The sequence below is a fragment of the Microbacterium sp. ZXX196 genome, from assembly GCF_009709595.1.
GTDB classification, from domain to species: Bacteria; Actinomycetota; Actinomycetes; order Actinomycetales; family Microbacteriaceae; genus Microbacterium; species Microbacterium excoecariae.
On record NZ_WMEE01000015.1, the window covers coordinates 1 to 14,711 of the forward strand.

Consider the following 14,711-nt stretch of genomic DNA (forward strand, 5'->3'; position numbering starts at 1 on the left):
CCTCCACGGCCGCCGCGGGCTCGGTCGCCTCCACCGCCGCGCGCGCCTCCGCGCGCCGCTCCTCGGCGGCCTCGAGGGCCTCGCGCTGCCGCGCGACGGCCGCCCGCACCGCCTCCCGCGTCTGCTGGGCCGCGGTGCTCCGCCCCGAGAGGGTGTTCAGGCGCATGTCGTATTCGGAGACGAGCGCGCTCTGCGCCGCGATGTCGGCATCGAGCGCGTCCAGGTCCCCGCGCGCCTCGAGCAGGGCGCGCGCGGCCACTTGCACCTGGTCCTCCGCGTCCCCGACGGCGTCAGACAGGCGTTCGACCTCCTCCGCGGCGGCGTCGATCACCTGCTGCGACACGGTGACCGCCGCGGCGGGCGCGTCGTCGGCGGCCAGGAGCGTCAGCCGCTGACCGGCGAGCGTGAACAGCCCGCGCAGGCGCTCCTGCGCCTGTTCCAGGCCGAAGAGCGTCTTCTGCGCCGCGTCGACCGCCTGCGCGGTGTGGGCGCGCTCGAGCTCGGAGATCCGGGCCCTGGCGCCCGAAGCCTGTTCCTCGAGCGCGAGGCGCTCGGTGTGTCGCTCGCGCTCGCCGCGCGCGTGCTCGGCCAGCGCCTCGCGCAGCTGCACGAGGTCGTCCGCGTACAGGCGGGCCTTGGCGTCGCGCACGATCGCGGCGATCGACTGGGCCTGGCGCGCGATCTCGGCCTGGCGGCCGAGCGGCTTCAGCTGGCGCCGCAGCTCGCCGGCGAGATCGCTGAGCCGAGCGAGGTTCTGCTCCATCGCCTCGAGCTTGCGGAGCGTCTTCTCCTTGCGGCGGCGGTGCTTCAGGATCCCCGCGGCCTCCTCGACGAAGCCGCGCCGTTCCTCGGGCGTCGCCCGCAGCACTGTGTCGAGCCGCCCCTGGCCGACGATCACGTGCATCTCCCGGCCGAGTCCGGAATCGCTCAGCAGCTCCTGCACGTCGAGGAGGCGGCAGGATTCGCCGTTGATCGCGTACTCGCTCTGGCCGCTCCGGAACAGCGTGCGCCGGATCGACACCTCGCTGTAGTCGATCGGGAGCGCGCCGTCGGCGTTGTCGATCGTCAGCTGGACCTCCGCGCGGCCCAGCGGTCCGCGCGTGGCCGTCCCGGCGAAGATGACGTCCTCCATCTTCCCGCCGCGCAGGCTCTTGGCGCCCTGCTCCCCCATGACCCACGCGAGCGCATCCACGACGTTGGACTTGCCGGATCCGTTCGGGCCGACGATCGCGGTCACGCCGGGCTCGAGCGCGAAGGTCGTCGGCTGTGCGAAGGACTTGAAGCCCTTGACGGTGAGGCTCTTCAGGTGCATCGAACGGGGCCTCCTTCGCTCTCCTCGCACGGCCGAAAACGCTCCGTCAACCCTACGCGCGGCGCCCCCGCGATCCCCGTGACGACGCGGGACACGCCGACGAAACGCCGGGATCCTTGACGACACGCCCGGGGTATGCAGCGGTTTCCCGCGCCGTCGGAGCGGCGGAGCGCGCGCACGCGCTCGACCGTCTCGTCATGCGCATCGGCCTCGCGCACATCGCCTACGGCGCTGGCCCGTCGCCTCGAGCCCATACTCTCGTCTGTATGCGCATTGTGGTGATCGGCGGCGGCGTGGGCTGCGCGCGTTTTGTTCTGGGCCTTCGTGAACACGTGCGTCGGGCGGGTGCGGGCGACCGGATCGACGTCGTCGTCAATACCGGCGACGACTGGTGGCTCTCCGGCCTCCGGATCGCCCCCGACCACGACAGCCTCCTCTACGCGCTCGCCGGGGTGAACGACGCCGAGCGCGGCTGGGGCCGGGCGGGCGAGTCGGAGCGGGTGTCGGCGGAGCTCGCCGCGTGGGGCACCGCCCCGGAGTGGTTCACCCTCGGCGACCTGGATCTCGGCACCCACATCGCGCGGACCGCTTGGTTACGCGGCGGCGCGAGCGTGAGCGAGGTGTACGCGCGGCTCGGCTCGCGATGGCCGCTGGGGGTTCGCCTCCACCCCGCGACCGACGCAGAGATCGATACGATCGTCGAGACCGACCAGGGCGACATGCACTTCCAGGAGTGGTGGGTCCGCCACCGCGCCGCGCGCCCCGCGCGCGGGTTCCGCCAGAGCGCGATCGCGCACGCCCGTCCCTCCGGGGGCGCCGCCGCCGCGATCCGCGAGGCGGACGTCGTCCTCCTCGCCCCGTCCAACCCCGTCGTCTCGATCGGACCCGTGCTCGCGGTCCCCGGCATGCGCGAGCTCATCCGCGGATCCGCCGCCCCCGTCGTGGGCGTGTCCGGCATCATTGGCGGATCCGTCGTGCGCGGCATGGCCGACGCCTGCCTCGCCGCGGTCGGCGTGGAAACCTCCGCGCGCGCCGTCGCCCAGCACTACGGCGCCCGCGCGGCGGGCGGCCTCCTGGACGGGTGGCTCGTCGACGACGTCGACGCCGACGCCGTGCCCGCGCTGGCGGAGGCGGGCATCGCCGCCCGCGCGGTCCCGCTGTGGCTCACGGACAACGACACGCGGGCGCAGGTCGCCCGCGACGCGCTCGACCTCGCGCGCACGATCGCCGGATAGCTGCCGCGGTCAGGCCACGCCGGGCGCCCGCTGACACGCGGGGCAGAAGTGGCTCGACCGGTTCGCGAACGCCGCGCGGCGGATCGGCCGCCCGCACCGCGGGCATGGCTGGCCGCTTCGCCCGTAGGCCTGCAGGGAGTGCGCGAAGTAGCCCGCCTGCCCGTTCACGTTGACGTACTGCGCGTCGAAGCTCGTCCCGCCCTCCGCTAGCGCGCGGGTCAGCACGGCGCGCACCTCGGCGAGGATCCGGTTTGCGGCGCGCGTGGACAGGGCGCGCGCCGGCGTCTCCGGATGAACCCGCGCGGCCCAGAGCGCCTCGTCCGCGTAGATGTTGCCGACTCCGCTGACGACGCTCTGGTCGAGGAGCACCCGCTTGACCGCCGAGGACGTGCGCGCCAGTGCGCGGCGAAACGCGAGGTCGTCGAAGGCGGGGTCGAGCGGATCCCGCGCGATGTGCGCCGCCTGCGACGCGACGAGGGCTCGGTCGTCGCCGAATCCTCCCGGGGCCCCATCCCCCGTCGCGACGAGCGGATCGATCGCGAGCGAGCCGAACGTGCGCTGGTCGGCGAAGACCCACGCGACGAGGCCGTGGGACGGGTGCTCGACGTGGATCCGGATCCGCTCGTGCCGCTCGCGCGGGGCGCCGGGGGCGCGCAGGAGCATCTGCCCGCTCATGCCGAGGTGGCCCACGACGCACTCGCCCGCGGGCGACGACAGCGGAAACCAGAGGAACTTGCCGCGCCGCACCGCCGACAGGATGTCCTGGCCGGCGAGGCGCGCGGCGAAGTCGCCCGCGGGGTCCGGGCCGAACGCCGCGTGCCGGGTGAGGGCGCGCGCGTCGAGCACCTCGACGTCCGCGACGCGCGACCCGACCAGCGCCGGCGCGAGACCGGCCCGCACGACCTCGACCTCGGGGAGCTCAGGCACCCGCGCTCTCGCCCGCCGCGCGCCACAGCGTCAGCGCGGCCGCCATCTCGGCCTGCTTCTTGCTCGTGCCCTCGCCGCTCGCGGTGTGCGGGCCGACGCGCACGACGGCGCGGAAACGGCGGTCGTGATCCGGCCCCGTGCTCGAGACCTCGTAGGTCGGCGCGGCCACGCCGAGCCGCGAAGCGAGCTCCTGGATCGCGGTCTTCGGATCCGTCGCCGCGCCGAAGCGCGACGGGTCGTCGAGCAGCGGCGTGATCAACCGCAGCACGAGCGCGTCGGCCTCGGCGCGCCCCGCCGAGAGGAAGGCCGCGCCCAGGACAGCCTCCGTCGCGTCCGCGAGGAGCGAGTCCTTGTCGCGCCCGCCGGTCTGCTCCTCGCCGCGCCCCAGCCGCAGGTGCGCGCCGAGGCCGATGCCGCGCGCGACGCCCGCGAGCGCGACCGTCGACACGAGGCCGGCACGGCGCTTGGCGAGCTCGCCCTCCGAGACGTCCGGGAACCGGTCGTAGAGCATCGCGGTCACGGCCAGGCCGAGGACGGAGTCGCCGAGGAACTCCAGGCGTTCGTTGTGGGGAATGCCGCCGTTTTCGTAGGCGAACGAACGGTGCGTCAGCGCCAAAGCGAGAAGCTCGGCGTCGATCTCGACGCCGAGCTTCTCGGGAAGTGTGGGCTGCGCACTTTCGTCAGAGCGCAGGGTCATGTCGACGTCAGACGTCGGCGACCTTGCGGCCCTTGTACTCGAGGAACAGCTCGGTGCCCTGCGAGTCCGTGACAACCTTCGCCTGGTGGGGACGGCTGTACACGACCTTGCCGTTCTCCACCGTCTTGACGAGGGCCGGGGCCTCCGCCTTCCACTGCGAACGACGCGAACGCGTGTTGGAGCGGGATACCCGGCGCTTCGGGGGGTTACCTGCCATGGCTAACTCTCTTCTCTGCTCTGGACGGCGCTGGGCGCCGACTCGGTGTGTGTGAGTTCCTGGAGCGCGGCCCATCGCGGGTCAACGGGGGCCGGCGCCTCGCCGGAGGATTCGGACCGACGATCACCCGTGGCGGGATCAAGACCCGGGCAATCCGGCGAACAAACCGGCTGAAACGGAAGCGACAGAACGATCGCGTCCCTGACCAGAGTTTCAAGATCCACGTGGTCGTCTTGAAGCTCAAAGTCAGACGTTTCCTGACCAGGGTACTCGAAAAGCTCCTGGAACTCGACTTCGACAGGCTGGGAGATGTCTCGCAGGCACCGCCCGCAGACGCCGTCGTAGATCGTGTCCACCGTGCCGGAGGCGAGGATCCCCTCGTGCACGGATTCGAGGCGCACCTCAAGCTCGAGATCGCGCCCCTCCTCGACGGAGACGATCCCCTCCCCCCACCGCTCGGGCGCGGGGATCGTGAGGGAATGTTCGCGCATCTCGCCCGGCTTGCGCACGATGTCGCGCGCCGGGAGGACGAAGGGTCCGGAGAGTCGGTTCTTCACCCCTCCAGCGTACGTGCCACCGCCGACCCGCGGGACGAGGTGCGGCTCAGAATTCGCTCGGCGTCGCGCCCTTGAGGTACTCCGATACCGCGCTCGGGACATAGGGCGAGACGTCGCCGCCGAGGCTCGCGACCTGGCGCACGAGCGAGCTCGACACGACGGAGTTCGCCGGATCCGCGAGCAGGAAGACGGTCTCCACACCCGCGAGGTGATTGTTCACGACCGCCATGGGCGTCTCGTAGGCCACGTCCTGCTGCGAGCGGATCCCCTTGACGAGGACCCCCGCCCCGACCTCCTGCGCGTAATCGACGAGCAGCCCGACGCTCCACGAGCCGACGACGACGCGCCCGGCGATCCCCGCCTCAGCGATCGCCTGTTCGAGCAGCTGCATCCTGAGCGCGATGGGGAGCATCCCCTCCTTGTCGGGATTGTGGACGACGAGGACGTGCGTCTCGTCGTACAACGCCGCAGCGCGGCGCACGATGTCGAGGTGCCCCAGCGTGGGCGGGTCGAACGATCCCGGAACGACGGCGACGCGATTGCTCATGGGGAAAGAGTAGCGAGCGCGCCGCGGAAACCGTCAGTTCTTCCGCATCGCGGCGCGCTCGACCTCGCCGACCTGCGCCGCGACCATCGCGCGCAGCCCCGCGTGTCGCTCGAGCTGGGGATCGTCGCGCAGCACGTCGATCGCCATCGTGCGCGCGCGGTCGATGAGCCCCGCGTCCTTGATCACACGCAGGAGCTTCAGCGAGGAGCGCGTGCCGGACTGCGCGTCTCCCAGGACATCGCCCTCACCCCGGAGCCCAAGGTCGGCCTCCGCGAGCTCGAAGCCGTCGAGCGTCGCGGCGACCGCCTCCACGCGCTCGCGGGCGGGCGTACCCTCGAGCGCCTCGGTCACGAGGAGGCACAGACCGGGAACGCCGCCGCGGCCCACCCGCCCGCGCAGCTGATGCAACTGCGAAACGCCGAATCGGTCGGCGTCGAGGATGATCATCGTCGACGCGTTCGGCACGTCGACGCCCACCTCGATGACGGTCGTCGCGACGACCACGTCGATCTCCCCAGCGGCGAACGCGCGCATCACCGCGTCCTTGTCGTCGGCGGGAAGCTTGCCGTGGAGGGCGCGGATCCGGAGCGCCTGAGTATCGGGCTGCCGGGAGAGCGTGTCAGCCACCTGGCGCACGCCGAAGCGCGGACCCTTCGCGCCGTCTTCCGCCTCGGGTGCCGGGGCGTCGTCCACGTCGTCGAGGCGCGCCGCGACGGTCGTCGCCTCCGTGTCGATCGCGGCGCACACGACGAACACCTGGTGCCCCTTCGCGACCTCCTCCGCCGCGCGCTGCCAGACCCGGGCGAACCACCCCGGCTTCTCCGCGATCGGCGCCACGAAGGTCTGGATGCCCGCGCGCCCCGCCGGCATCGTGCGGATCGTGGACACGTCGAGGTCGCCGAACACGGTCATCGCCACCGTGCGCGGGATCGGCGTGGCCGTGAGGACGAGAACGTGCGGGTTCTGACCCTTCGCGCGGAGGGCCTCGCGCTGATCGACGCCGAACCGGTGCTGCTCGTCGACGACGACGAGGCCGAGGTCGGCGAAGGTCGTCGTGTCGCTCAGCAGCGCGTGCGTGCCGACGACGATCCGGGCCTGCCCGGCCGCGACGCGGAGCGCCGCCCGGCGGCGCTCCCCCGCGCCCAGACTCCCCGTGACGAGCGTCGGGACGAGCTCGGCCGCAAGCTCCGGCCCCAGCATGCGCGTGATCGACCGGAGGTGCTGGGCCGCGAGCACCTCCGTCGGCGCGATGAGCGCGCTCTGCCCGCCCGACTCGGCGACCTGCAGCATGGCCCGCAACGCCACGAGGGTCTTCCCCGACCCCACCTCGCCCTGCACCAGGCGGTTCATGGGGTGCGTCTCAGCGAGCTCCGCCGCGATGTCGATGCCCACGGTCTCCTGATCCGGGGTCAGCGTGAATCCGAGCGCGGCATCGAATCGGCCGACGAGGCCGCCGGCCCGCGCGGGGCGAGGCGTCGCCTCGAGCGCGCGCACCGCCACCCGCTGCTGCACGAGGGCGGTCTGCATCACGAAGGCCTCGTGCAGGCGCAGCGTGTGCCGGGCGCGGTGCACGTCGGCGTCGGTCTCCGGCCGGTGGATCCGCTGGAGCGCCTCGCGGGCGGGCAGCGCCTTCTGCGCCTGGCGCGCCTCGGGCGTGAGCGGATCCGGAACCTCGCCCAGCCCGTCGAGCGCGATCGTCACGAGGTCCTCGATTTTCCACGTCGGCAGGGTCGAGGTGGCGGCGTAGATCGGGAGCGGGATCTCGGCGAACCGTTCCGCGTTCTCGCGCGCCTCCGCCTCGTCCGCGAAGAGCCGGTACTCCGGGTGGGCGAACTGCAGCTGCTCGCGGTACACGCCGACCTTGCCCGAGAAGATTCCGCGGGCGCCGGGCACAAGCTCGTTGGCCCGCCACTCCTGACCGAAGAAGGTCAGCGACATCTCCCCGATGCCGTCGCCGATGACGACCTCGACGAGCTTGCCGCGGCGCTGCCGCATGGGCCGCACCTGAGTTTTGCGCACCTCCGCGACGATCGTGGCGGGCTGCCCCACCGGCAGCTCGAGGATCGGGGTGAGGTCCCCGCGCTTGGCATAGCGGCGCGGGTAGTGCGTGACGAGGTCGCCGACTGACTCCATGCCGAACGCGCGCCCGAGGGCCTTGGCGGGCGTGACCCCCACGGCCTCCGCGAGCGGGGTATCCAGCGTGAAGCTCATCCCTCGATCATAGGTTCGGCCCCCGACATCCCCCGCGCCGGCCGTTAGGGTGGAGCGGTGACGAGGATCATCGCGGGCCGCGCCGGGGGCATCCGGCTCGACGTCCCGTCCTCCGGGACGCGCCCGACGAGCGAGCGGGTGCGCGAGTCGCTCTTCGGGGCCCTCGAGCCCACGGGCCTTCTCGACGGAACAGCGGTGCTCGACCTCTACGCCGGATCCGGCGCGCTCGGGCTCGAGGCGATCAGCCGCGGCGCGGCGCGGTGCGATCTCGTCGAGCGGGCGGCGCCGGCCGCGCGGATCGCCGAGCGCAACGCCCGGCGCGTCGCCGAGGCGGCCGGCGCCGCGGCGCGCGTGCACACGAGCGGTGTGCAGGCGTTCCTCCGCTCCGCCCGCGGCCCGTACGACCTCGTCTTCATCGACCCGCCCTACGACCTCGGCGCCGACACGCTGCAGGCCGATCTCCACGCCCTCGCCCCACTCCTCGCGCCGGACGCGCTCGTGGTGGTCGAGCGCGCGACGCGGTCGGGTGCCCCCGACTGGGCCGCCGCGGGGCTCGCGGCGTTCCGGGATCGCGCCTACGGCGACACCACCGTTTGGTGGGGCGAGCCGCGGCAAGCCGATCAGGCCGAGGCCGACGTCCAGTCTCGATAGGGATCCCACCCGGATCCGCCCGCGTGCGGCTGGCCGTCGAGGAGCACGTCGCTCGCGCCCGCAGCCACGACCCGCCCGATCGCGCGGAACCCGGGCGGGAGCGGCCCCTCCGGGAACGTCGCCAGCAGCGCGTGGTCCTCGCCACCCGCGAGCGCGGCCTGCGGATCCGGCCCGAGCGCGCCGGCGTCGAAGTCGAGCCCGACGCCCGACGCGCGCGCGAGACGGCCCGCATCGCGCGCCAGTCCGTCGGAGACGTCCATCATCGCGGTCGCGCCGGCGCGCGCCGCGAAGGGCCCGAGCCCGACGGGCGGCTGCGGTCGCAGCTGGGCCGCGACGAGACGATCCTCGTCGGCGGCAAGCTCCGCCCGGTCGAGGGGCGTCGCGCGGCCGGCCTCATCGCAGAAGCGGGAGAAGAGGACGCGCAGCCCCGCGGCGGCCTGGCCCATCTCGCCCGCGAGCGCGACGATCTCCCCCGCGGCGGCCCCCGAGCGGAGCACGGGCTCGCGCCCCTCCGTGTCGCCGAGCGCCGTGACGGCGATCGTGAGCGCGGCCGACTGCGTGAGATCTCCCCCGACGACGGCGCACCCGGGGGCCAGCGCCTCACAGGCCTCGCGGAACCCGTCCGCCATTGCCTCGACGTCGGCGATCGGCAGGTCCCCGGGGAGGCCGAGCGCCACGACGAGCGCGGTGGGCCGGGCGCCCATGGCTGCCACGTCGGCGAGGTTGACCGCGCACGCCTTCCAGCCGAGGTCGTATCCGGAGGACCATGCCCGCCGAAAGTCCGGCCCCTCGATGAGCGTGTCCGTGGTCACCACGACCGAGCCGGAGGTCTCAAGAACCGCGGCGTCGTCGCCGGGACCGACGCGGGCCGCGCTCGCTCGCCCCGTGCGGGCAAGGATCCGCGCCAGGATGTCGGATTCGGTGAGCTCGCGCACGAGGGTCCGTTGCTGCATCCCTTCAGCGTAGGGCGCCTAGGCTGGTCGGGTGATACGCCGCCTCGCCGCCGCCGCCGCCGCCGCGCTCGCCGCCGGCGTCGCCCTCTCCGGTTGCACGCCCACCATCCACCTGGAGCCGGCCCCGCGGGCGAACGAGCCCGTGTGCGCGGACGTGAGCGTGCGCGTGCCCGAGCAGATCGGCGACCTGGCGCGCGTCTGGACGGATGCGCAGGCCACCGCCGCGTGGGGCGACCCCACGGTCGTACTGTTCACGTGCGGCCTCGAGCCGCCGGCGCCGACCACCCTCCAGTGCGTGACCGTCTCCGGCGTGGACTGGATCGTCGACGAGACCGACTTCCCGAGCCTCCGCATGACGACCTACGGTCGCACGCCCGCCGCGCAGGTGTACGTCGACACGGAGGAGGTCAGCAGCAACGACGTGCTCGCTGCCCTCTCCAGCGCCGCCGGCTCGCTCCCGAAGGAGTCCGAGTGCGTGTCCGCGGACGAAGCCGAGCCCGCCCCCGACGACGCCACGGTCGCGGGCTGAGCCGCTACGCCGCGCGCCCGAGCTCCACGAGCTCCGTGATCAGGTCGGCGTAGCTCAGGCCCGTCGCGATCCAGCACTTCGGGTACATCGAGATCGGCGTGAAGCCCGGCATCGTGTTGAGCTCGTTCACGACGATCTCGCCCGCGGCGGTGAGGAAGACGTCGACGCGGGCGAGCCCGCGGCCGTCCACGGCGTCGAAGGCGCGCGCGCCGATCTCGCGGATCCGCGCGGTCTCCTCGTCCGACAGCTCGGCGGGGCACACGATGTCGGCGCCGTCGCCCCCGAGGTATTTACCCTCGAAGTCGTAAAACTCGCGCGTCGTCAGGACGATCTCTCCCGGAAGCGACGCGCGGGTGTCGCCCGCGGCACGACCCTCGAGCACCGCGACCTCGATCTCGCGCCCGACGATCGCGGTCTCGACGAGCACCTTGTCGTCCTCCGCGAACGCCACGCGCATCGCCCCGGCGAGCTGTGACGCGTCGTGCGCCTTCGACACGCCCACGCTCGAGCCGGCGCGCGACGGCTTGACGAAGACGGGGTAGCCGAGGCCGTCGACGGCGGACCGCACGGCGGCCTCGTCCGCGGCCCACTGCCGCGCCCGCACCGTGACCCAGGGCGCCACGGCGATGCCCGCCGACTGGAGCGCGACCTTCATGAAGTGTTTGTCCATGCAGACGGCGGAATCCAGCACGCGCCCGCCGGCGTACGGGATCTCGAGCACGTCGAGGAACCCCTGCATCGTGCCGTCCTCGCCGTGGATCCCGTGCAGGATCGGCAGCACGACGTCGACCTCGCCGAGGCTGTCCACCCGGCCGTCCGCGTGCCGGACCTGCAGCTCGCGCGGGCCGCCGGGCATCGGCCACAGCACGCGCGTGCCGTTGTCCGTGACCTCCGGGAGCCGCGCCGCGTCGAGCCGGAAGCGCTCCGGGTCGTCGTCCTCGAGGACGAACACCCCGTCGCGCGTGATCCCCACGGGGATCACGCGGAAACGGTCGCGATCAATCGCCCCGAGAACCCCGCCCGCCGTCGCGGAAGAGATCGCGTGCTCGCTCGAGCGCCCTCCGAAGAGGACCGCCACGGTCGCCTGTGCCATACTGCGTCTCCTCCTGGGGAGTGTCGTCGTCCGTTGTGAGGTGCGGGGCGATGTCCCGAGGATCCATCGTGCCATCCAGCACCATCCGCACCTGCTCCACGATCGGCATGTCCACGCCACGAGCCCTGGCGAGCTCGAGGATCGGCGCCACCGAGCTGAGCCCCTCGGCCGTCTGCTCCATGTGGGAGACGACGTCGGGGAGCGAATACCCCTGCCCCAGGAGGCGCCCGGCCGTGTTGTTACGGCTCAGCGGCGACTGGCAGGTCGCGATGAGGTCGCCGAGGCCCGCGAGCCCCTGCATCGTCTCCGACTGCGCCCCGTAGGCGACCGCGAAGTCCGTCATCTCCACGAGGCCGCGGGTGATGATCGACGCCTTCGTGTTCTCGCCGTACCCAACCCCATCCACGATGCCGATCGCGACGGCGATGAGGTTCTTCAGGACGCCGCCGAACTCCGTGCCGGCGACGTCGCTGTTCACGAAGGTGCGGAAGTACCGGGTCGACGCCGTGCGCGCGATGGCCGCGGCGGTGTCGCCGTTCGCGGACGACACGACGGCGGCCGTGGGCTGCTCGCGCGCGATCTCGAGCGCGAGGTTCGGGCCGCTCGCGACCGCGATGCGCGCGGGATCGCACGCGAGCGCCTCCCGGATGACCTCGCTCATGCGCAGCCCCGAGCGCTTCTCGACGCCCTTCATAAGGCTCACGACGGGCACCTCGGATCCCGAGAGCACCCGGCGCGCGGACTTCAGCGTGTCCCGCGCGGACGAGCTCGGCACCGAGACGAACACCTGGTCGGCCCCGTCGAGGGCCGCGGTGAGGTCCGGCGTCGCCCGCATGCCGCGCGGGAGGTTGATGCCCGGCAGGTAGCGCGAGTTGCGCCGCGCCTCGGTGATCTCGCGCGCGAGCTCCGGCCGGCGCGCCCACATCACGACATCGGATCCGCCGTCCGCGAGGATCTTGCCGAAGGTCGTGCCCCAGCTCCCGGCCCCGAGGACCGCGACGCGCGCGCTCACAGGCGCCCCGTCTCGGCCTGGCCGTTCTTCGCCGGGTCCCACAGCTCGGCCGGGGGCTGCTCGCCGCGAATGCCGCCGAGGAGCCGGGCGATCTCGCTCATGATGCGCGCCGTCGCCTCGGCGAGCACGCCGCGCTCGTGCTCGCGGCCTGCGAGGTCGGCCAGGTCGACGGGCTCGCCGACGACGACCGTGACGCGGCGGCGCGGCGGGAAGAGGCGGAGCCTGCCGTAGCGCGGCATGATCTGCTGCTCGCCCCAATGCGCGAGGGGGATGACGGGGATGTCGCCCGCGAGCGCGAGCCGCGCCGCGCCGAACTTGCCGCGCATCGGCCATAGGTCGGGGTCGCGTGTGAGCGTGCCCTCGGGGTAGACGATGACGCCGCTGGCGCGGTCGACGAGACCGCGCGCCTGCTCGATCGACTGCGAGGCCCCGCCCGGCCCGCGGCCCGACCGGGCGACGGGCACCATGCCGGTCGCGCGCAGGGCGGATCCGAGCACGGGCACGCGGAAGAGGCTCTCCTTCGCCATGAAGCGCGGCGCGCGCCCCATCTTCCACACGGCGACCGCAACCGTCAGGGGGTCGATCTCGCTGTGGTGATTCGGCGCCAGGACGTAGGCTCCCTCGCGCGGGAGGTTCTCCGCGCCTCGGATCTCGATTCGCGCGAGCGCGCCCACGACGGGCACGATGACCGCGGCGAGCGGCCAGAAGATGCTCGGACGGGACTTCTCCCGCGAGGCCTTCGCCACGCTCAGCCCACGACGTCGAAGTCGGCGCCGAGAGCCTCGAGCTTGTCGAAGAACTTCTCGTAGCCGCGGCGGATGATGCCGACGTTCGACACGCGGGAGGTGCCCTCGGCCGCGAGGGCGGCGATCACGTACGCATAGCCGCCGCGCAGGTCGGGCACGACGATCTCGGCGCCGGTGAGCGGCGTCGGCCCCGTGATCACGGCGGCCTGCTCGAGCTCGCGGCGCGGAACGCGGCGGTACTCCCCGTCCAGCCCCTCGGGGTGCACGACGATGTCGGCGCCCATCTGGTTGAGGGCGTGGGTGAAGCCGAGGCGGTTCTCGTACACCGTCTCGTGGACGACCGAGGTGCCCTGCGCCTGCGTGAGCGCGACGATGAGCGGCTGCTGCCAGTCGGTCATGAAGCCGGGGTGCACGTCGGTCTCGACCGTCACCGGCTTGAGCGGGGTCGCCGCGCGGCGGAAGTAGATTCCGTCGTCGGTGATGTCGAACGATCCGCCGACCTTCCGGAACACGTTGAGGAAGGTGAGCATCTCGTACTGGCGCGCGCCCTTGACGAAGATCTCGCCGTCGGTCGCGAGGGCGGCGCACGCCCAGGACGCGGCCTCGTTGCGGTCGAAGAGGCTGCGGTGGTCGTAGCCGTGGAGCTCGTCGACGCCCTCGATGAAGATGACGCGGTTCGGCTCGTAGGAGATGATCGCGCCCATCTTCTGGAGCACGCCGATCAGGTCCATGATCTCGGGCTCGATGGCCGCGTTGCGCAGCTCCGTGACGCCCTTCGCGCGCACGGCCGTGAGCAGGACCTGCTCCGTCGCGCCGACGCTCGGGTAGGGCAGCTCGATGTTTGCGCCGTGGAGGCCCTCCGGTGCCGACAGGCGAATCCCGTTCGGCTGCTTGTCGACGATGGCGCCGAACTTCCGCAGCGCCTCGAGGTGGAAGTCGATGGGGCGATCGCCGATCCGGCACCCGCCGAGGTCCGGGATGAACGCCTGACCGAGCAGGTGCAGGAGCGGGCCGCAGAAGAGGATCGGGATCCGGCTCGATCCGGCGTGCGCGTCGATCTCCTCGAACCCGGCCGACTTCGCCCCGGCCGGGTCGAGGATGAGCGAGCCGGGTTCCTCCCCCTCGGACACGGCCACGCCGTGCACCTCGAGGAGCGAACGCACGACCTCCACGTCGCGGATCTCGGGGACGTCGCGCAGGGTCGACGGCGTCTCGCCCAGGAGCGAGGCGACCATGGCCTTCGTCGCGAGGTTCTTCGCACCCTTGACGTCCACCTGGCCCGTGAGCGGGCGGCCGCCCCGGATCTCGAGCACGTCGCCCGACACCGCGGGAGTCGTCGACTGAGCGTTACCTACGAGAGTCATGCGTGTGGAGCCTCACTTACTTCCGGCGAACCGTCCGCTCCCGGGATGGGGCGGATCCTCAGCTCACGGAACCGGGAGGGTCCGTGGCCGCCACGCCTCGCGGCGGGCCTCGAACTGCGCGATCTCGTCCTGATGACGCAGGGTCAAACCGATGTCGTCGAGCCCTTCGAGGAGCCGCCACCTAGTGTAATCGTCGATCTCGAACGCGGCCGTGAAGTCGCCGATCGTGGCGGTTCGCGCCACGAGATCGACGGTCATGGAGGTGCCCGGCTGCGCGTCGATCGCGGCCCAGATCTTCGCCAGGTCGTCCTCGGAAATCACGCCCGCGACGAGGCCCTGCTTGCCCGAGTTGCCCCGGAAGATGTCCGCGAAGCGCGGCGAGAGCACCACCCGGAAGCCGAAGTCGCGCAGCGCCCACACGGCGTGCTCGCGGCTGGATCCCGTGCCGAAGTCGGATCCCGCCACGAGGATCGACGCGCCCGCGAAGGACGGCTGGTTCAGCACGAAGTCCTCGTCCTGGCGCCAACTGTAGAAGAGGGCGTCGTCGAAGCCCGTCTTCGTCACGCGCTTGAGGAACGCGGCGGGGATGATCTGGTCGGTGTCGACATTCGAGCGCTTCAGCGGCGCGGCAACGCCCGTGTGGGTCGTGAACTTTTCCAT

General features: G+C 72.6%; 16 protein-coding genes. 3 read left to right on the forward strand and 13 right to left on the reverse strand.

Translation table 11 applies throughout. From position 1 onward, the window contains the following. Positions 1–1,312, reverse strand: a 1,312-nt coding sequence (locus tag GJQ66_RS10820) for a chromosome segregation SMC family protein (protein ID WP_155049389.1), incomplete at its 3' end; no start/stop codon positions are given. 266 nt (positions 1,313–1,578) lie between these two features. Between GJQ66_RS10820 and cofD the strand changes: the two genes are divergently transcribed. Beyond that, positions 1,579–2,547, forward strand: coding sequence for a 2-phospho-L-lactate transferase (gene cofD / locus GJQ66_RS10825; RefSeq protein WP_155049390.1), 969 nt, complete (start codon positions 1,579–1,581; stop codon positions 2,545–2,547). Between the two features lie 9 nt (positions 2,548–2,556). Here the strand turns inward: cofD and mutM are convergent, their stop codons facing one another. The 6 genes from mutM to GJQ66_RS10855 all read right to left on the reverse strand — a co-directional run bounded on the left by mutM (position 2,557) and on the right by GJQ66_RS10855 (position 7,703). Next, entirely contained in the window at positions 2,557–3,474 is a 918-nt protein-coding gene (gene mutM / locus GJQ66_RS10830) for a bifunctional DNA-formamidopyrimidine glycosylase/DNA-(apurinic or apyrimidinic site) lyase (RefSeq protein WP_368732891.1), read from the reverse strand. Further along, positions 3,467–4,171, reverse strand: coding sequence for a ribonuclease III (gene rnc / locus GJQ66_RS10835; RefSeq protein ID WP_155049391.1), 705 nt, complete (start codon positions 4,169–4,171; stop codon positions 3,467–3,469). Before rnc ends, mutM begins: the two co-directional genes overlap by 8 nt. Positions 4,172–4,178: 7 nt before the next feature. Continuing rightward, the gene (gene rpmF, locus GJQ66_RS10840; protein WP_155049392.1) at positions 4,179–4,388 is read right to left on the reverse strand and encodes a 50S ribosomal protein L32; all 210 of its coding nucleotides are present in this window, start codon (positions 4,386–4,388) and stop codon (positions 4,179–4,181) included. Between the two features lie 2 nt (positions 4,389–4,390). Then, complete coding sequence (locus tag GJQ66_RS10845; protein WP_155049420.1) at positions 4,391–4,879, reverse strand: DUF177 domain-containing protein; 489 nt, start codon at positions 4,877–4,879, stop codon at positions 4,391–4,393. Positions 4,880–4,991: 112 nt separating this feature from the next. Further along, on the reverse strand, positions 4,992–5,492 hold the full coding sequence (gene coaD / locus GJQ66_RS10850) for a pantetheine-phosphate adenylyltransferase (protein ID WP_155049393.1): 501 nt from the start codon (positions 5,490–5,492) through the stop codon (positions 4,992–4,994). 33 nt (positions 5,493–5,525) lie between these two features. After that, complete coding sequence (locus GJQ66_RS10855; RefSeq protein WP_155049394.1) at positions 5,526–7,703, reverse strand: ATP-dependent DNA helicase RecG; 2,178 nt, start codon at positions 7,701–7,703, stop codon at positions 5,526–5,528. Between the two features lie 57 nt (positions 7,704–7,760). Between GJQ66_RS10855 and GJQ66_RS10860 the strand changes: the two genes are divergently transcribed. After that, a complete protein-coding gene (locus GJQ66_RS10860) occupies positions 7,761–8,354 on the forward strand; it encodes an RsmD family RNA methyltransferase (protein ID WP_368732892.1) in 594 nt (197 codons plus the stop codon). Here GJQ66_RS10860 and thiL read toward each other — a convergent pair. Then, entirely contained in the window at positions 8,324–9,307 is a 984-nt protein-coding gene (gene thiL, locus GJQ66_RS10865) for a thiamine-phosphate kinase (protein WP_155049395.1), read from the reverse strand. The two genes, GJQ66_RS10860 and thiL, sit on opposite strands and share 31 nt — an antisense overlap. Positions 9,308–9,338: 31 nt before the next feature. On the opposite strand from thiL, the gene GJQ66_RS10870 reads away from it, so the two are divergent. Next, positions 9,339–9,836, forward strand: coding sequence for a DUF3515 family protein (locus GJQ66_RS10870; protein WP_368732893.1), 498 nt, complete (start codon positions 9,339–9,341; stop codon positions 9,834–9,836). 4 nt (positions 9,837–9,840) lie between these two features. Here GJQ66_RS10870 and GJQ66_RS10875 read toward each other — a convergent pair whose 3' ends face one another. From GJQ66_RS10875 to leuD, 5 genes are all read right to left on the reverse strand, one after another. Further along, positions 9,841–10,929: a D-alanine--D-alanine ligase family protein gene (locus GJQ66_RS10875; RefSeq protein ID WP_155049396.1), complete on the reverse strand. Its 1,089-nt coding sequence runs from the start codon at positions 10,927–10,929 to the stop codon at positions 9,841–9,843. Then, on the reverse strand, positions 10,835–11,941 hold the full coding sequence (locus GJQ66_RS10880) for an NAD(P)H-dependent glycerol-3-phosphate dehydrogenase (RefSeq protein WP_368732894.1): 1,107 nt from the start codon (positions 11,939–11,941) through the stop codon (positions 10,835–10,837). Before GJQ66_RS10880 ends, GJQ66_RS10875 begins: the two co-directional genes overlap by 95 nt. Continuing rightward, on the reverse strand, positions 11,938–12,687 hold the full coding sequence (locus GJQ66_RS14780) for a lysophospholipid acyltransferase family protein (RefSeq protein WP_368732895.1): 750 nt from the start codon (positions 12,685–12,687) through the stop codon (positions 11,938–11,940). Before GJQ66_RS14780 ends, GJQ66_RS10880 begins: the two co-directional genes overlap by 4 nt. Positions 12,688–12,689: 2 nt before the next feature. Beyond that, a complete protein-coding gene (gene murA, locus GJQ66_RS10890) occupies positions 12,690–14,051 on the reverse strand; it encodes a UDP-N-acetylglucosamine 1-carboxyvinyltransferase (protein WP_155049398.1) in 1,362 nt (453 codons plus the stop codon). Between the two features lie 63 nt (positions 14,052–14,114). Further along, positions 14,115–14,711, reverse strand: coding sequence for a 3-isopropylmalate dehydratase small subunit (gene leuD / locus GJQ66_RS10895; protein WP_155049399.1), 597 nt, complete (start codon positions 14,709–14,711; stop codon positions 14,115–14,117).

Coding starts and splice junctions, on each gene's coding strand:
- coaD (WP_155049393.1), bottom strand. CDS start 5,492: ATGAGCAATCGCGTCGCCGTCGTTCCGGGATCGTTCGACCCGCCCACG.
- thiL (WP_155049395.1), bottom strand. CDS start 9,307: ATGCAGCAACGGACCCTCGTGCGCGAGCTCACCGAATCCGACATCCTG.
- GJQ66_RS10875 (WP_155049396.1), bottom strand. CDS start 10,929: ATGGCACAGGCGACCGTGGCGGTCCTCTTCGGAGGGCGCTCGAGCGAG.
- cofD (WP_155049390.1), top strand. CDS start 1,579: ATGCGCATTGTGGTGATCGGCGGCGGCGTGGGCTGCGCGCGTTTTGTT.
- rpmF (WP_155049392.1), bottom strand. CDS start 4,388: ATGGCAGGTAACCCCCCGAAGCGCCGGGTATCCCGCTCCAACACGCGT.
- GJQ66_RS10845 (WP_155049420.1), bottom strand. CDS start 4,879: ATGCGCGAACATTCCCTCACGATCCCCGCGCCCGAGCGGTGGGGGGAG.
- leuD (WP_155049399.1), bottom strand. CDS start 14,711: ATGGAAAAGTTCACGACCCACACGGGCGTTGCCGCGCCGCTGAAGCGC.
- murA (WP_155049398.1), bottom strand. CDS start 14,051: ATGACTCTCGTAGGTAACGCTCAGTCGACGACTCCCGCGGTGTCGGGC.
- rnc (WP_155049391.1), bottom strand. CDS start 4,171: ATGACCCTGCGCTCTGACGAAAGTGCGCAGCCCACACTTCCCGAGAAG.
- GJQ66_RS10855 (WP_155049394.1), bottom strand. CDS start 7,703: ATGAGCTTCACGCTGGATACCCCGCTCGCGGAGGCCGTGGGGGTCACG.